Here is a 15,240-nt window from a genome sequence, read left to right as displayed (position 1 = left end):
TAATTTCCAAGTGCTAAACAGCGGCTGTTTAACCACAATTAATAAAAAGTATACGGATGAGGAAAAAATTGTGACGATCTTGATGTCTTAGTCCGTAGAGAGAACATTACCATACGTGTCAAGAGAAAAAAGTGAATTAGGCTGACTTCCCTTGATGAAATCAAGGGAAGTCAGCCTTTGAAATTTTTAGCAATGAAAAGCCGATTATCTTCCAATGATTCTAATGGAAGATAATCGGCTTTTGCTTGCGGCTCACGTTTGGTAGTATTCGGTTCGTAGGACGGTGGCTCAACTATTGCCACATTTCCTTTTGGATAGTCCGCTTCAACAGATTAATTGGTTTCACTTGGTAGTAAGATTGTTTGCCGGCTACCATCATCATAGGCATAGACTTCTTTGGGAAGATCGGCAGAATAAGGGAATGGCAAATCTATAGCCATTTCTACTTCACTGTCTTCTTGAGAAAAGTGCATCGTGACCTGACCGTTATTGTCAATCAAATCAAAGGTAATCAAATTATTCAATGGGATCACACCTTTTAGATCCAGATCAATAATCACCCAGATACTGTCGATGAGTTCACCCGGCATACTGGAGACGATGCCCACGGAGGCATAACGGCTACGGTGACTGTCAAAAACTTCGTACATAAAAAAAACCTCCCGGATATGATGAAGAGCTGAACGTGGCGCAGGCCCTTTCTCGCTCTTGCAACATCTTTAAATTCACACTTATTAAAAGAAAGCAGGGTTTCTACCAATATGATACTTGAAACCTGCTAAAATGGGAAAGAAATTGTCTTGTTGTTTAAAAATGTACAAAATCATCGCAGGACAAAGCTTTAGCTAGGCTACTTTCCGTCTTCTGATAAATGCTTACGACAATACAGATAAAAAAGCAGGCCAACGACTGTTCCTGATAACTGAAGGGCAGCCACTCCATCAAAACGCCGCTCCACGATTAGACGATAACCCAGCAACAATAAAAAAGCGACTATTAAAATTAAACTAATGCTGATCCAAAAATTCCAAAACTTTTTCATAAAAGCTCCTCCTCAACCTAAGAAACGACACCTGCCAGAAACTTTTCTTTATTTAAGTGTAACCTGTCAGTATGTATCTACAAAGAGATAAATATCGTTATGATTGAAGGCTTTCCTCTCAGCGACGACGTTTTTTTAGGGGACCTTTGATAGGAAAAAATGGGCTTTTCTTGGAAGGATGATTAAATTGGCGACAAGCCAAAATAGGCGACCAGCTTGAGAATTTTCTCAAAAAAGTATCTTCGTAAAAAAAGCCTGCGTCGAAAGGGATTCGACGCAGGACCTGTTTATTGATTTAATTGGTTGCAGAAAAGTTATTCGGTTTCTTTTTCACCGATTACTTCTGGTTGTGGACTTTCACCGGCTTCATCATCTGCTGGTTCTTCAGCTTGTGGTTCCATAATGGCAACGATTTGTTCTTCACCGTCTGTTACGATGGTGTAGTCGGCAGCTTTTGGCAGATCAGCTACTGTCAATGAGTCACCAATTTCCAAATTGGTGATGTCTACTTCTACCCGTTCAGGCAGTTTGTCTGGTGTAGCGGATACCACGACGCTGTACAGGTTTTGGGCAACGACACCGCCGGATTTGGCACCGACAGATTCACCCACCAGCAGAACTTCTGCTTCTACTTCGGTTTCTTCTGTCATGTTTACAGACAAGAATTCTACGTGAGTCAACGCACGAGTAAAGGTATCTGCTTGGGTTTGTTTGATCAGTGTATTGACTTTTTTACCGTCAACATTCATAGTGATTACGGTATTGGCACCATGTTCCCGCAGGATTTTTTCCAAATCAGCTGCTGAAACGGCTATTGGTGTACTTTCTACTTGGTAGCCATTGATAATGGCAGGAACTTTTCCTTCATGACGCAATTGATTGCGTAGGAAACGGGGACGTACGGGTCTCTTTTCAACTGTTAATGATACTGACATAACTAAATTCCTCCTAAATTTGTTTGCCACAGGGGCATTCATTTTTAAAAGCAAATCTCGTTACTCTGCACATCTCAGTGGTGCGTACAAAAAGTACACAAAAAAGGTAGTTGAGGACACAACTACCCAGCTTAAAGTCAAGTTCAACTTCGCCACCAGGCATAACACTGTGTGAGCAAGATGTATTTACTTTACTAATTAACCTTAGGACGATTTTTCAATTAAGTCAAGGAAAGTGCTGTCGGCGCTTTTCAATAATCAAAAATATCAGTGCTTTTTTTCGCAGAGAAAAGCTCTGTCAGCGTGGTCAGCACAGGCTGCAATCCAGATAAGAAGAGGGGAAAAAAATGCGTTTGGACAAATTGATCGAAGCGGAACTGAAAACCAGCCGCAAGACATTAAAGCGACTTTTTTTAACTGGACAAGTGCGAATTGATGGTCAACGAGAACTTCAAGAAAACCGCAACGTGGATTCTCGACTTCATGAGATTGAGGTTGCCGGTCGTCAATTAGTGACCAATGATGTCTATTTTTTGATGAACAAACCGGCAGGAGTCGTCACTGCCAACCGCGATGGCGAACATCAGACAGTGGTGGATTTATTGAATGCTGCTGATCGCCTGGCAGGAATTTATGCTGTTGGTCGGCTGGATCGTGATACCGAAGGACTGTTATTGCTGACCAATAATGGCCAGCTGGGTTTTGAGCTACTGCATCCTTCGCGGAAGGTGAGTAAAACTTACGAAGCAGTCGTGAACGCAAAAGTGACTGAAACCGATGTAGCAGCCTTTGCCAAAGGGATTGTCTTTGACGGTGGTGAAGTCTGCAAGCCGGCGGAACTGAAACCGCTGTGCTATGATGAGAAAAGAGGCTGCAGCCGTGTCCAGCTGACTATCACCGAGGGCAAATTTCATCAAGTGAAGAAGATGTTTTTAGCTTGCGGTAAAAAAGTCATCTATTTACAGCGAAGGAACATGGGGCCGTTGCAGCTGCCCAAAGAGTTGCAAACAGGCAGCTACCGCGAACTTTCTGAAGCAGAACTTCAAAAGTTAAAGCCTTATTTTAGATAAGAAGAGAGTGAACAAGATGAATTATCGTAATCTGCTGTTTGACGTGGACGATACCCTGTTGGATTTTAAAGCAGCGGAAGACCAGGCATTGAAGCAGCTTTTCGCAGAGACGGGAGTTGATTGGTCTCAAGATTTAAAAGAACGTTACCAGGCAGTGAATCATCAACTGTGGCAGGAATTTGAACAAGGACAGCTTTCTCGAGACGAGGTGACCGGCGGACGTTTTGGGCGCTTTTTTGCCACCCTCGACCGAGAAGTAGACAGTCAGGCAATGGATCGCCAGTACCGCTACTATTTAGCTCAAGGCAGCCAACTGTTGGAAAATAGTAAGGAAATCGTTGCTGACTTAGCAAAAAAAGCGGATTTGTACGTAGTAACCAACGGTGTCTCTGAGACACAGTATAGCCGTTTGCGGGCAGCTGGACTCTTGCCTTATTTTAAAGATATTTTTGTTTCTGAAGATACTGGCTATCAAAAACCGATGCGGGAGTATTTTGACTTTGTTTTTAAACGAATCCCTAATTTTGAAAAGCAACAGACTTTGATTATCGGTGATTCATTGACCTCTGATATCAAAGGCGGACAGACGTCGGGCATTGATACTGTGTGGCTCAATCCACACGCACAGCCGTTATTGCCGATGATTCGACCAACCTATGAGATTCGCCACTTGCAGGAACTTTATCAAATCTTATCTTGATTGCTTGCTGCAGGCCCTTGTTGACGACGTTTTCTTGTAAAAGTTCTGTTTCTTTCATGGAAAAACATAGCTTTTTCCCGGCTTTTTATTATAATGTTACGTAGCCTATAATTAAAAAGGAGAAACCACATGCCAGAAACCAAACCCATCCTAATCGGGGTCACCGGCGGCTCCGGGAGCGGTAAGACCAGCGTCAGCCGAGCAATCTTCAACAACTTTCCTGATCATTCCATCATGATGCTTGAACAGGATTCTTATTACAAAGACCAATCAGAGCTCAGTTTTGAGGAGCGGCTGAACACGAACTACGACCATCCTTTTGCCTTTGACACCGATCTGTTGATCGCCCATATTGAAAAACTGATGAGTTATGAAGCGATTGAAAAGCCGGTTTACGATTATGTGGCTCATACCCGTTCGACGGCGACAATCTTGCAAGAGCCCAAAGAAGTCATTATCTTAGAAGGGATTTTGATTTTGGAAGACGAGCGCCTGCGAGATTTGATGGATATTAAGATCTACGTCGATACTGACGATGATATTCGGATTATTCGTCGTATCAAACGAGACATGGAGGAACGAGGCCGCACACTGGATTCGGTCATTGACCAATACTTGTCAGTAGTCAAACCCATGTACCACCAGTTCATCGAGCCGACTAAGCGCTACGCCGATATCATCGTACCGGAAGGCGGCGAAAATCACGTCGCCATTGATCTAATCGCGACAAAGGTTGGAACTTTTTTGAATCATGACTAATCAAGATTAAATTCAGGCGTTGTAAGGAGTTGAAACACTCTTTACAACGCTTTTTTGTAAAATTTCGAAAGCGTTTTTAAAATTTGTTGATAGTATATACCGAATAGTATATACTGAATTTCAAAAGATGAACAAGGAAGGTAACTATGGATAAAGGTGTAGGGCGCAAGTTGTTGGTGGCGCTAGCGTATAGTGTGATCTCGTCAGTGGGCTTGAATATGTTCTGGCTGCCGGGAAACATCTACGCAAATGGGATTACTGGCTTGTCACAACTCTTGGTTCAAGTGCTGGAAGATCAGCTGGGGATTCAATTGACGATTCCGGCGCTGGTATTGGTGTTCAATTTGCCATTATTAGCTATCGCCTGGCAAAAAATTGATCGGAAGTTTACCTTGTACACGGTTTTTGCTGTAGTGGTGACGTCCTTTGTAATGAAGCTGGTACCGGTAATTTCTTTGACTACTGATCCGGTAATTTGTGCGGTATTTGGCGGGGTGCTCCACGGATTTTCAGTGGGGCTGACTTTGAACAGCGACTTTTCTACTGGCGGTTTGGACATTATTGGTATTTTGGTGAAAAAGGCAACGGGTCGAAGTATCGGCAGTTTTTTTATTGCCTTTAACGTGACCTTGCAGTTTTTTGCAGGATTGCTGTATGGGTGGCAATTTGCCTTTTACAGTGCTGCCGCCGTTTTTATCAGCGGACGGGTGGTAGATTATGTGAATGCCAAGCAAAAACGGGTCCAGCTGATGATCGTAACAGAGCATTCCCAGCAGGTAGCCGGCTCGTTGCAAGCGAGCTTGACGCGGGGAATTACGATTATCAATGATGTGGAGGGTGCCTTCGATCATCAAGAGAAAAAGTTGTTGATGATGGTGGTTTCACAGCGGGAGCTCAAAAAAGTCAAAGAGACGATCCATCAGGCAGACCAGCAGGCGTTTATTTCAGTGGCTTCTGGGGTGAGCACGAATCGGGTCTTTTATGAGTGGTAAATGGATACAAAAAAGAAAGGGTGAGGCAAATGAAGAAGTTAACAGCCTTTCAACAAGTAGCGGCAGAATTGCGAGAGAAAATCAATAGCGGAAAGTACCAGCCGGGGCAAAAGCTGCCGTCAGAATACGAATTGGCGGAAATCTTTCAAGTGAGTCGTTTGACAGTACGCAAAGCAGTAGCGGCTTTGATTGATGAGCATCTATTGGCAAAAGAACCCGGTAGAGGCACCTACGTGATGCGGCCAAGTAAGATTTCCAGTGGCTCAGGGGGCTTGCAAGGGTTTACTGAAAAGGCATTAGAAGAAGGTCGTGAGCCCCGGACAAAAGTTTTGAGCTGCGAGTTGGCAACAAGGATTCCTGAAAAGGTGACTGCTTTTTTTGGTGAAGAAAGAGCCAACAATCACTTGGAACCGCTGCTGCATCTCAGCCGTCTTCGATTTTTAGAAAATGAACCGATGACAGTGGAAGATTTATACTTGCCACAGCGCTATTTACCAGTTGTGTCTGATGAATTATTAGAAGGTTCTTTGTTTCGTGAGTTGGAAAAACAAGTGGAGATTGGCTACTCTCATCAAGAGGTAGAAGCAGTTTTGGCAGATGAGCAGTTGGCCCAGTTGCTGCATTTGCCTGAGGGGGCGCCACTGTTGTTGGTTCATTCCCTCACGTATTCACCAGACGGACGACCAATTTTGTATGATACGTCGTTTTATCGTGCAGACAAATATACCTTTCGAAATACATTGCAGAGGAAGCGGTACCGATGAGAAATTATAAAGAACTGACAGAAAAAAATTGGCCGGAATTTCTCGGTGTTTTAAAACAAATGATGCAGATTGCCAGCGTGAAAGGTGAGCCAGCACCGGGAGCACCTTTTGGCAAAGAGCCTCGTCGGGGAATGGACCTGGCAATGGCATTAGGGCAGAGCTGGGGCTTTGAAACTGGAGTTGTAAACAACGCGGTAGGCTATGTCCAATGGTCGGGAAAAAACTCGGCTGACAGGCATCAGAAAAAAGCGGTAGCAGCCAACGACGAACTAGATAGAGAATATATTGGAATCGTTGGGCATCTGGATGTGGTGCCGGCAGGGGAAGATTGGCATTTTCCACCCTTTGATCTGACGGAAAGCGACGAGGTACTTTATGGTCGTGGCATTCTTGACAATAAAGGGCCGATCATGAGCTGCTTTTACGGAATGAAGGTACTTAAAGACGACGGTTTTGTGCCGGATAAAACACTGCGGATTTTATTTGGTACCGACGAAGAGAGTGGAATGTCAGACATTCCTTTGTATCTGGAGCAAGAAGCACCGCCAGTATTTGGCTTCACCCCCGACTGCAAATACCCAGTCGTCTATGGGGAGCGGGGCGTGGTAGGAGTGACGATTACCACAGATTTTGAAGCAGCCGAATTGGCCGAATTGTCAGAAGTAGTAGGGGAGCAAAACCGGGCCAGCGTACCTGATCAACTATCAGTGACATTGACCGGTACTGGAGAAACAATCCAAGTCAATGGCAAGTGCTCCCCCAGCAATGCACCGGAACTAGGTGAAAATGCAATTACCCTTTTGGCAGGCAAGCTATCGACGTGTGAAGCATTGTCCACTCGGTTACGGGCTTACTTTAGTTGGTTGTACGATAGTTTTCATGAAAAACATTACGGTGAAGGGATCAATCTGGCGTTGGCAGATGCAGATTCTGGAAAGCTGATTTTGACACCGGTCACTTTTCAAAAGCTCAATGACACGCAATTGGCATTGTCCCTGTCCTTTCGTTATCCGGTGACGGTAACGGAAGCAGAAGTGATAAGCGGTATGCAACAGGCACTGTTTGAGGGGGCGCATTTAGCAGTGACTCGCAGTATGCCGGGGATCATGAAGGACAAAGAAGGGCCGGAAATTCGCAAGTTGACAGCCATCTATGAAGCAGCAACCGGTGCAGATGGCACGCCAGTAACGACTACCGGTGGGACCTATGCCCGCAAGATGCCCAATATCATTGCCTTTGGTCCATCATTTCCGGGGCAAAAAGGAATCGCCCACAACAAAGATGAATACATGGCAGTGGCGGATCTCAAAAAAAATATGGAAATTTACATGGCAGCAATCGAAGCTTTGACCAGAAACGACTAATCTGTGCCAGAAAGCTACAGTAAGAAATGGGTGCTGATTGTCAAAATTAGAGGTTTTGGCGGCTATGGAGAAATCATCAGATAAGCAAATAGATACTTTAAATCGAACAGAAACGAGGAAACAATCATGTGGGGAATTATTGCAACGTGGCGGATGGCTCACGACGGTGTTTTGGCAGCAAAAAAAATGCTGGAGGCGGAGGCTTTTGCCGGAGATGCGATGGAAACGGCCATCAAATCAGTCGAGGATTATCCGTTTTATAAATCAGTCGGCTATGGCGGACTGCCAAATGAAAACGGCGTATTGGAAATGGATGCAGCCTATATGGACGGCGACACGTTTGCTATCGGTGCTGTAGCGGGAATTACAGACGTAGCCAATCCTATTTCAGTAGCACGAAAATTGAGCCATGACAAATTTAACAGCTTTCGCGTCGGTGACGGAGCTACTCAATATGCGATGTTGGAAGGCTTTGAGCGAAAAAACATGTTAACGGAGCGGGCCAAAAAAATCTGGGAAAAGCGCTGTGAAGAAATCGCTAAGACCAATCTGAGTCCTTATGACGGCCACGATACAGTGGGAATGGTCTGTTTGGACAAGCAGGCACGAATGACGGCGGGAACTTCCAGTTCGGGCTTGTTCATGAAGAAAAAAGGACGAGTTGGAGATTCGCCGTTGTCGGGTTCGGGATTTTATGTGGATGCCGAAGTAGGTGGCGCGGCGGCTACCGGTTTGGGAGAAGACTTGATGAAGGGCTGTCTTTCTTATGAAATCGTCCGCTTGATGGCGGCGGGCCTGACGCCACAGCAAGCGTGTGACAAAGCGGTCTACGAGTTTGCGGATACTTTGACTAGACGCTATGGTAAGGCGGGGGCTTTTTCGCTGGTGGCAATGAACAATGAAGGAGCCTGGGGAGTAGCAACCAATGTAGAATTCACCTTCAGCGTGGCAGTAAAAGACGGAACCTGTGGTATATTTATGGCCAATCCGGGACCAGATCATACCACTTTGATCCAACCAATCACACAGGAGTGGCTGGATGCTTATGAAAAACGGATCAAAGCGCCGGTATAATCTTTTAAAGCGGCTAAAAACAACTGACTCATTGCTAAAGGAGCCCATACAGTAGCTTTTTGGTGAGAAGCAAGGATTGCCAGAATTAATTCGTGAAAAGATTGACAACTGCTGATTTCCTGTTATGATAAACAACATGCGATGAGCCGAAAAGTCGGCTTGATGCCGACGATTCAACCATAGCCGCAATGAGGTTCGCACCTCACCTGCCGGATTTGCAGGGTGGCTGAAGTGAAGGTAGTGGACGACCGACACTTCTATCACCGTTATGGTGGTATTGGACAAAGCGAGCAGCCTTTGGGTTGCTCGCTTTTTTTGACTTCTGTTCGGGACGGTCTCTTTGCTCTTTGATGGAAGGCCCTGTTATACTGAAAAAAACTGAGCTGCTGTTTTATGAAAGTCAGAGCAGTTGGTAAATTTCACGGAGGTGATCCAGATGATCCGTTACGGCATCATCAGTACTGCACAAGTCGTCCCTCGTTTTGTCGCCGGGGTCAAAGAAAGTCAAACAGGGACGGTGGTAGCCATCGCTTCCAGAGGTATTGAAAAAGCGCAGCAAGCCGCAGAAAAACTAGGGATTCCCCAAGCCTATGGCAGTTATGAAGAGCTGTATGCTGACCCTGCTGTTGATATCGTCTATATTGCGACTTACAACAAGGGCCATTATGACGCTGCCAAACAAGCCCTCATCGCCGGTAAGCCGGTGTTGTTGGAAAAGCCCTTCACTTTGAGTGCCGCAGAAGCAAAAGAGCTTTTTGAGTTGGCACAACAGCGGGGACTATTTCTGATGGAAGCCCAAAAGTCCCTATTTTTGCCAGTGACACAGGCGGTTCGACAAGCTCTTCGCGAAGGGCGCATTGGCGCAGTAAAGAAAGTGGCTTCGGTTACGTCTTATCCGCATATCGACCACATCACCTGGTTCCATGATCTTTCAGCCGGTGGCGGGGCACTCCATAGTTCTGGCAGCTATCCGCTACAGTATATGCAATACATCACTGATCGGAAAATTTCCGCAATCAGTGGCAATGCCATTTTGCCGGCAGGTGAAAGTGATCTGCAGACAGAGCTTTCACTAAAGCTGGCGCAAGATGTGCTGGCGGATATTTTTTTGACAGTGGAATTGGATCTGCCTAGCGGGATGACAGTGTACGGGACGAAAGGCGAGATTCATATTCCCAATTTTTGGAAGACCGATACCGCAACAATTCATACGGCCGCCGGAGAAGAAGTCTTATCTTTCCCTTATCAAAGTGAGTTTGTCTATGAAATCACTCATGTGAATGAGTGCCTAGAAAAAGGATTGATTGAAAGTCCGGTAATGACTCATCAGCTGACGCTTGATACGGTAGAAAAAGTAGCCCGTCTCTATCAGCAGTGGCAACAATAAATTGACTATGCTGGAACAAAAAAACGTCTAGTCATCGTCCCCAGAAGCAAACAATAGCAAACGTGAGACTTCAAAAGCCAAGTCGCCTCCACTAAAAAACAGTGGAAGCGCCTTGGCTTTTCCTTTTTCTCTTATTTCGTAGGGAAATGCGCCTGCTACGAACTCTGGCACAACTCCTTTTAGGAATTAGTGACAAAGTGGTCTTTTTGATTGCCGGCAAAAGCTATTTGATTGGCAATTTGATACGGAAGCTCACTCCTTGGGGCTGCCAATCGTGAACGGTGATTTTTCCTTTATGAGCGGTAACAATCTGTTTAGCAATCGCCAGACCCAGACCGTAGCCGCCGGTTTCTTTGCCGCGGGCTGGATCGGTTCGGTGAAAACGTTCGAAGATTTGCTTTTTCTCATCATCCGGGATTGAAGGGCCGGAATTTTTGACTTCCAAAAGCCAGTTATCACCACCAGAGATTTCAGATTGCAAGACGATTCTATCACCGGCCACCGTGTATTTTAGGGCATTGTCCAATAAGATCACCAGCAGTTGATGGATCTTGCCTTCATCGGCTGTTACTGGGACTTTGGCAAAATTTTCCACCAGTAAGTGTTTGTCTTCCAGTTGGGCAATTTCTTCAAAGGGTTTGATTAATTCATGAATGAAAGTTTCCGGCGAGAAAGACTGTTTATCCAGTGTTTCCTCATTGGCATCGCTGCGGGCAATGGTCAAAAGGTCGGTGGTCAAGCCGTTCAGTCGGCGGGTTTCGTTCAGCGCTTGGGCGATGCTTTCAGATTCTTCCAAAATGGTGCGATTTGGCTTGGTGAATAAGCGCTGTAGGGAGTTCTGAATGATGGTCAAGGGTGTTCGCAGCTCATGGGAGGCATTTTCGACGAATTCTTGCTGCTTTTGCCAAGCAGCCAAAACGGGTTTCATGTTCTGTTTGGAGATGAAATAACTGATGGCAATAGACAATAACCAAAAGACCACCATACATAAAATCAGGATTGTGCGAAAAGTACTCATCGATTCGGCGATTTGATCGGTATTTTCCAGAAACTGAACATAAGCCACATCGTCGTGGTCGGCATCTGGTAAGGAAATTGTTATTGAGTGGAAAGTCAACTTGGCCCCAGAGTTCTCGTTGCTGGCAACCTTGATTTCAGTGACAGCATTCAATTTTTCAGTATCCAATTTCAGATTTTGCAGCTCATTGAAGCGGGCACCTAAAACGTCTTTATTCAATACTTTGCCGTCTGCAGACCACAAGACAACTTGAGAGTTGAAACGGTTGTTGGGGCCATTCCCCGATTGAGATTGGGGTGGTCGGGGCATGGTGGTGCCGGGATCTAAAAAAGGGTTGTCTTCTTGATACCGGTCAATTTCAATTTTGATTCGATCAGCATTTTCCGCCATTTGCTTTAAAGATTCATCTGTCTGTCGATAAGCAGAGCTTTGCAGAAGCTGCAAGATGATAAAACCTAATGCCAAGAAGATCGCCGCAAATGCTGCAACATTCAGTAAAAAGAAGTGCAACCGTTGTTTTCGTGACAGTTCATTAGTCAAAAGTGTTCCTCCTCTGATAGGTAGGCTGCAACAAGGACCGAAGGGAAAATTTCATCAAGACACGCGAGTTCGCTGTTACGTGAGACTTTCTAAAATATAGCCGACATTGCGCAGTGTTTTGAACTGCTTGTCCACTCCGCTGGGCTTTAAGTGCTTGCGCAGATGGCTCATATAGACTTCGACAACAGTCAGCGTGGTCTCGGAATCAAAGCCCCAGATTCGGTCAAAAATCTGTTCTTTGGTGATGATGACATCTTTGTTTTGAATGAAGTAGACCAAAAGCTCAAATTCCTTTCCCTGAATGGGCAGTGGTTCATTTTGCCAGGTCACTTCGTTTTTGGATAAATTGCAGGTGAGGGGACCAAAGGCTAAGGTGTTTTCTTCGTACAAGCCCAATGAACGTTTCAGTAAAGCTTTGACTCGCAACGTCAATTCTTCTCGATAAAAGGGTTTGGTGAGATAGTCATCGGCCCCTTTTTGAAAGCCGGTCACCTTGTCTTCCAGTCCATCTTTGGCAGTCAGGATCAAAACAGGTGTCTGGATATTTTGCCCCCGCAGTTCTGCCAAAACTTGGTAGCCATTTTTTTCCGGCAGCATCAAATCTAACAAAATCAGATCATATACACCGGTTTCCGCCTCATATAAACCTTCCTCACCGTCATAAGCTTGGGTGATTTCACCGATGGGAGCCAAGATTTCCTTGATGTCCTCAGAAAGGGTTCGCTCATCTTCCACTACTAATAGTTTGATCATCCTTTTCACCTCGTTTTGCGGTCCCAGAGATCGCCGCTTCTGTTCTGAATCCATTTTACCATTGTTGCCATAAGAACAGCTTAAATGGCTGTTGGCATATTTTTTTGAAGTTAAGTGACGCTTAAGAAAGGCTTATTAAAGTCGTCGGTATCAAAGAGACGCAGGTTTGTGTTAGCTGATGTTATCTTGATGGCTGTTAACAGCAACAGGATGGCTTAAAAAATTTTTTTATGATTTAAGCTAGGCTTAAGTCGCAGAAAATAAAATGATGCTACTAAAGTCAGATAGCGGTGTCACTAAGCGGGGATGTCGACTTGACTGTAAAGGAGAAATGATTATGAACTTTATCAAACGGGCTTTGCAGAGCTTATGGGCCAAAAAAGGCCGCAGCCTGATCTTAATTGGTGTTTTTTCGGCAATTTTGATCTTTGTTTTAGCAGGGTTGACCATCCGCAGTGCGGCTGATTCTGCGACTGATAATGCCAAAAAGAGCGTTGGTGCGACAGTCACCTTGAGCGCCAATCGACAAAATATGTTCAATCGCGACCAAGACAGTGACAGTAGTGAAGATTCGCGGCCAGATCCCAGCAGTTTTCAGATGACGCCGGTAAATCTTGCAGATGCTGAGAAGATTGCCGCACTATCAGGTGTGAAATCTTATTCTTTTGAAGTCAGCACGTCTGCTTCCAAAGGTGACGACATCGAGCCTATCTCCAGTGAAGATGAAGACGACAGTACCGAAGCCTCTGACGATTCCCAAGAAAGCCAACAAATGGGCGGCTTTGGCGGCATGGGGATGGGTGGCGGCAATATGGGGGGCATGGAGATGGGAGACTTCCAAATCACCGGTGTCTCTTCCAGTGCCGACTACAGCTCGTTTTCTGGTGGCACAGCCAAAATGACCGATGGGGAAGCGTTGACCGCAGAAGATGAAGGAACCGATAACGTGTTAGTGGAATCAGCGTTGGCAGAAGCCAATGACTTGTCAGTCGGCGATACGTTCACTTTGAAAGATGCAGATGACAAAGACGTCAAAGTAACCATCAAAGGAATTTATGAAACATCTGATGCCGGGACATCAATGGGAATGATGTTCAACTTTATGAATCCTGCCAATACGATTTTCTCTTCTTACACATTGGCAAATACGTTGAAAGGCGAGGACGCTGATACTGAAACGATTGATTCCGCAGTGTACAACCTGTCAGACCCCAATAAAATGGATTCTTTTGTAGCAGCTGCCGAAAAATTGATTGATACCGATTCCTTCAGCTTGCAAACCAATGACCAAATGTATCAACAAATGTTGTCACCTTTGAACAATGTATCCAGCTTTGCTAAAAATATCATCATCTTAGTGGCGGCTGCCGGAGTTATTATTTTGACATTGATCGTCATGATGTTAATCCGTGAGCGGAAATATGAAATTGGCGTGCTCTTGTCTCTTGGGGAGGCGCGCAGCAAAGTCGTTTTACAATTTTTCACTGAAGTGGTAGTCTGCATGATTTTTGCCCTGGGAATTGCCTCCGCTAGTGGGAACTTAGTAGGGAATGCTGTGGGTCAGCAATTGCTGGATCAACAGACGGAGACTACTACTGCTGATGCCGCCCAACAAGGACCTGGCGGTGGCGAAATGCCAAGTGACGGAGAACGTCCAGCAGGTGGCATGGGTATGGCTGGAGGCAGAGGCGGGGGCATGAACTTTGCCAATGCCTTTAGCCAGACAGAAGAAATCAAAGACTTGGATATTACCGTTTCAGCACAGCAAATTGCCGCTTTGGCGGGAATCGGTATCGGCATCAGCCTAATCTCCATCTTGCTGTCCTCAGCGGGGATCTTACGGTTGAATCCGAAGAAAATCCTGATTTCCTGAGTTTCTGGTTCCCATTGTTGCGTTGACACTGATTCTAAAAAGGAAATGAGGAAGTAACATGACATTAACCACCAAAAATTTGGGCTATTGGTACGGGCCAGAAGCGCCTTTGTTCCAACATATCAATCTGACTTTTGAGCCCGGAAAAATTTATGCCATTTTGGGGTCCAGCGGTTCGGGAAAAACGACTTTTCTGTCTTTGATCGCCGGGCTGGATACGCCAAAAGAAGGAGACATCGAGTATAACGACGCTTCCTTGAAAAAAATCGGGTTACGGGAATATCGCCGCAAAGATGTGTCAATCGTTTTTCAGGCCTACAACTTGCTGCCGTATATGTCGGCACTGGACAATGTCATTTGTGCGATGAAAATTGCCGGTACCCAACAAGCGGATCCTAAAGCTTATGCCTTGGGAAATCTAGAAAAATTAGGGCTCACAGCAGACCTGGCTAAAAAGAAAGTCACTCAGCTTTCCGGTGGACAGCAACAAAGGGTCGCCATCGCTCGGGCCCTGTGCTGTGATCACGAGTTGATTGTAGCGGATGAACCTACTGGAAATCTGGATACAGCGACTTCCGCAGACATCGTGAAGCTGTTTCAAGAAATCGCTCATGAACAGAAAAAATGCATTATCTTGGTCACTCACGAACAAGATGTTGCTGATGCCTGTGACGTAGTTTATGAATTGAAAGATAAAGATTTCCAGATTCGTGCTTCTTGAGAGAGCAAGACCAGGGAAAAGCGGTGAAAATCGCTAGTTAAATCACAAAACCGGTTTGAACAGAGCTTACTAAACAGGCGCTGTTCAAACCGATTTTTTTGGCTTGAAAGAAAGTATCTGACTTGAGAGACAAGCAGGTTGTGCAACTCGCAGCAGTTCTAGCGGCAATTGCTATTTAGACTGGGGCTTACCAGTGAGGCCTTTTTTTAAGTAGAAACAGAAAGCAGAGTGGAAATGTCCGGCTGCAG

The 15,240-nt window shown here is 45.4% G+C and carries 15 protein-coding genes; 10 read left to right on the top strand and 5 right to left on the bottom strand.

What is annotated here, in order from left to right:
• Nucleotides 1-332: 332 nt before the first annotated feature.
• From ACOMA8_RS01765 to ACOMA8_RS01755, 3 genes are all read right to left on the bottom strand, one after another.
• The gene (locus tag ACOMA8_RS01765; protein WP_161898530.1) at nt 333-650 is read right to left on the bottom strand and encodes a DUF960 domain-containing protein; all 318 of its coding nucleotides are present in this window, start codon (nt 648-650) and stop codon (nt 333-335) included.
• Between the two features lie 200 nt (nt 651-850).
• Nucleotides 851-1,042, bottom strand: coding sequence for a hypothetical protein (locus ACOMA8_RS01760; RefSeq protein ID WP_161898529.1), 192 nt, complete (start codon nt 1,040-1,042; stop codon nt 851-853).
• A gap of 314 nt (nt 1,043-1,356) precedes the next feature.
• The gene (locus tag ACOMA8_RS01755; protein ID WP_421367930.1) at nt 1,357-1,977 is read right to left on the bottom strand and encodes a 50S ribosomal protein L25/general stress protein Ctc; all 621 of its coding nucleotides are present in this window, start codon (nt 1,975-1,977) and stop codon (nt 1,357-1,359) included.
• A 347-nt stretch (nt 1,978-2,324) separates the two neighbouring features.
• On the opposite strand from ACOMA8_RS01755, the gene ACOMA8_RS01750 reads away from it, so the two are divergent.
• The 8 genes from ACOMA8_RS01750 (at nt 2,325) to ACOMA8_RS01715 (ending at nt 10,087) form a co-directional block, all read left to right on the top strand.
• A complete protein-coding gene (locus tag ACOMA8_RS01750) occupies nt 2,325-3,047 on the top strand; it encodes a 16S rRNA pseudouridine(516) synthase (RefSeq protein ID WP_421367927.1) in 723 nt (240 codons plus the stop codon).
• 16 nt (nt 3,048-3,063) lie between these two features.
• On the top strand, nt 3,064-3,747 hold the full coding sequence (locus ACOMA8_RS01745) for a YjjG family noncanonical pyrimidine nucleotidase (protein ID WP_161898526.1): 684 nt from the start codon (nt 3,064-3,066) through the stop codon (nt 3,745-3,747).
• 129 nt (nt 3,748-3,876) lie between these two features.
• Nucleotides 3,877-4,506 (top strand): uridine kinase, encoded by a 630-nt coding sequence (gene udk / locus ACOMA8_RS01740; RefSeq protein ID WP_161898525.1) that lies wholly within the window; start codon nt 3,877-3,879, stop codon nt 4,504-4,506.
• A gap of 146 nt (nt 4,507-4,652) precedes the next feature.
• Nucleotides 4,653-5,498 (top strand): YitT family protein, encoded by an 846-nt coding sequence (locus ACOMA8_RS01735; RefSeq protein ID WP_421367922.1) that lies wholly within the window; start codon nt 4,653-4,655, stop codon nt 5,496-5,498.
• Between the two features lie 29 nt (nt 5,499-5,527).
• The gene (locus ACOMA8_RS01730) at nt 5,528-6,262 is read left to right on the top strand and encodes a GntR family transcriptional regulator, LSA1692 subfamily (RefSeq protein ID WP_421367919.1); all 735 of its coding nucleotides are present in this window, start codon (nt 5,528-5,530) and stop codon (nt 6,260-6,262) included.
• On the top strand, nt 6,259-7,626 hold the full coding sequence (locus ACOMA8_RS01725; protein ID WP_421367916.1) for a Sapep family Mn(2+)-dependent dipeptidase: 1,368 nt from the start codon (nt 6,259-6,261) through the stop codon (nt 7,624-7,626). Before ACOMA8_RS01730 ends, ACOMA8_RS01725 begins: the two co-directional genes overlap by 4 nt.
• A gap of 126 nt (nt 7,627-7,752) precedes the next feature.
• Nucleotides 7,753-8,700 carry a glycosylasparaginase gene (locus tag ACOMA8_RS01720; protein WP_421367913.1) on the top strand — a complete coding sequence of 316 codons (948 nt, stop codon included), beginning with the start codon at nt 7,753-7,755 and terminating at the stop codon, nt 8,698-8,700.
• 436 nt (nt 8,701-9,136) lie between these two features.
• Nucleotides 9,137-10,087, top strand: coding sequence for a Gfo/Idh/MocA family protein (locus ACOMA8_RS01715; protein WP_421367910.1), 951 nt, complete (start codon nt 9,137-9,139; stop codon nt 10,085-10,087).
• Nucleotides 10,088-10,310: 223 nt separating this feature from the next.
• On the opposite strand, the gene ACOMA8_RS01710 is transcribed toward ACOMA8_RS01715, so the two are convergent.
• Nucleotides 10,311-11,645, bottom strand: coding sequence for a sensor histidine kinase (locus tag ACOMA8_RS01710; protein WP_421367907.1), 1,335 nt, complete (start codon nt 11,643-11,645; stop codon nt 10,311-10,313).
• A gap of 75 nt (nt 11,646-11,720) precedes the next feature.
• Nucleotides 11,721-12,398 (bottom strand): response regulator transcription factor, encoded by a 678-nt coding sequence (locus ACOMA8_RS01705; RefSeq protein ID WP_161898518.1) that lies wholly within the window; start codon nt 12,396-12,398, stop codon nt 11,721-11,723.
• A 337-nt stretch (nt 12,399-12,735) separates the two neighbouring features.
• On the opposite strand from ACOMA8_RS01705, the gene ACOMA8_RS01700 reads away from it, so the two are divergent.
• Together ACOMA8_RS01700 and ACOMA8_RS01695 are read left to right on the top strand one after the other, a co-directional pair.
• Nucleotides 12,736-14,271, top strand: coding sequence for an ABC transporter permease (locus ACOMA8_RS01700; RefSeq protein ID WP_421367903.1), 1,536 nt, complete (start codon nt 12,736-12,738; stop codon nt 14,269-14,271).
• Nucleotides 14,272-14,329: 58 nt separating this feature from the next.
• The gene (locus ACOMA8_RS01695) at nt 14,330-14,992 is read left to right on the top strand and encodes an ABC transporter ATP-binding protein (RefSeq protein ID WP_421367900.1); all 663 of its coding nucleotides are present in this window, start codon (nt 14,330-14,332) and stop codon (nt 14,990-14,992) included.
• Nucleotides 14,993-15,240 lie beyond the last annotated feature (248 nt).

Origin of the sequence: Enterococcus infantis, from assembly GCF_049166715.1 — a bacterium.
In the GTDB taxonomy this organism is placed as follows: domain Bacteria; phylum Bacillota; class Bacilli; order Lactobacillales; family Enterococcaceae; genus Enterococcus_C; species Enterococcus_C leclercqii.
This window is presented reverse-complemented; position numbering and strand designations above follow the sequence as displayed.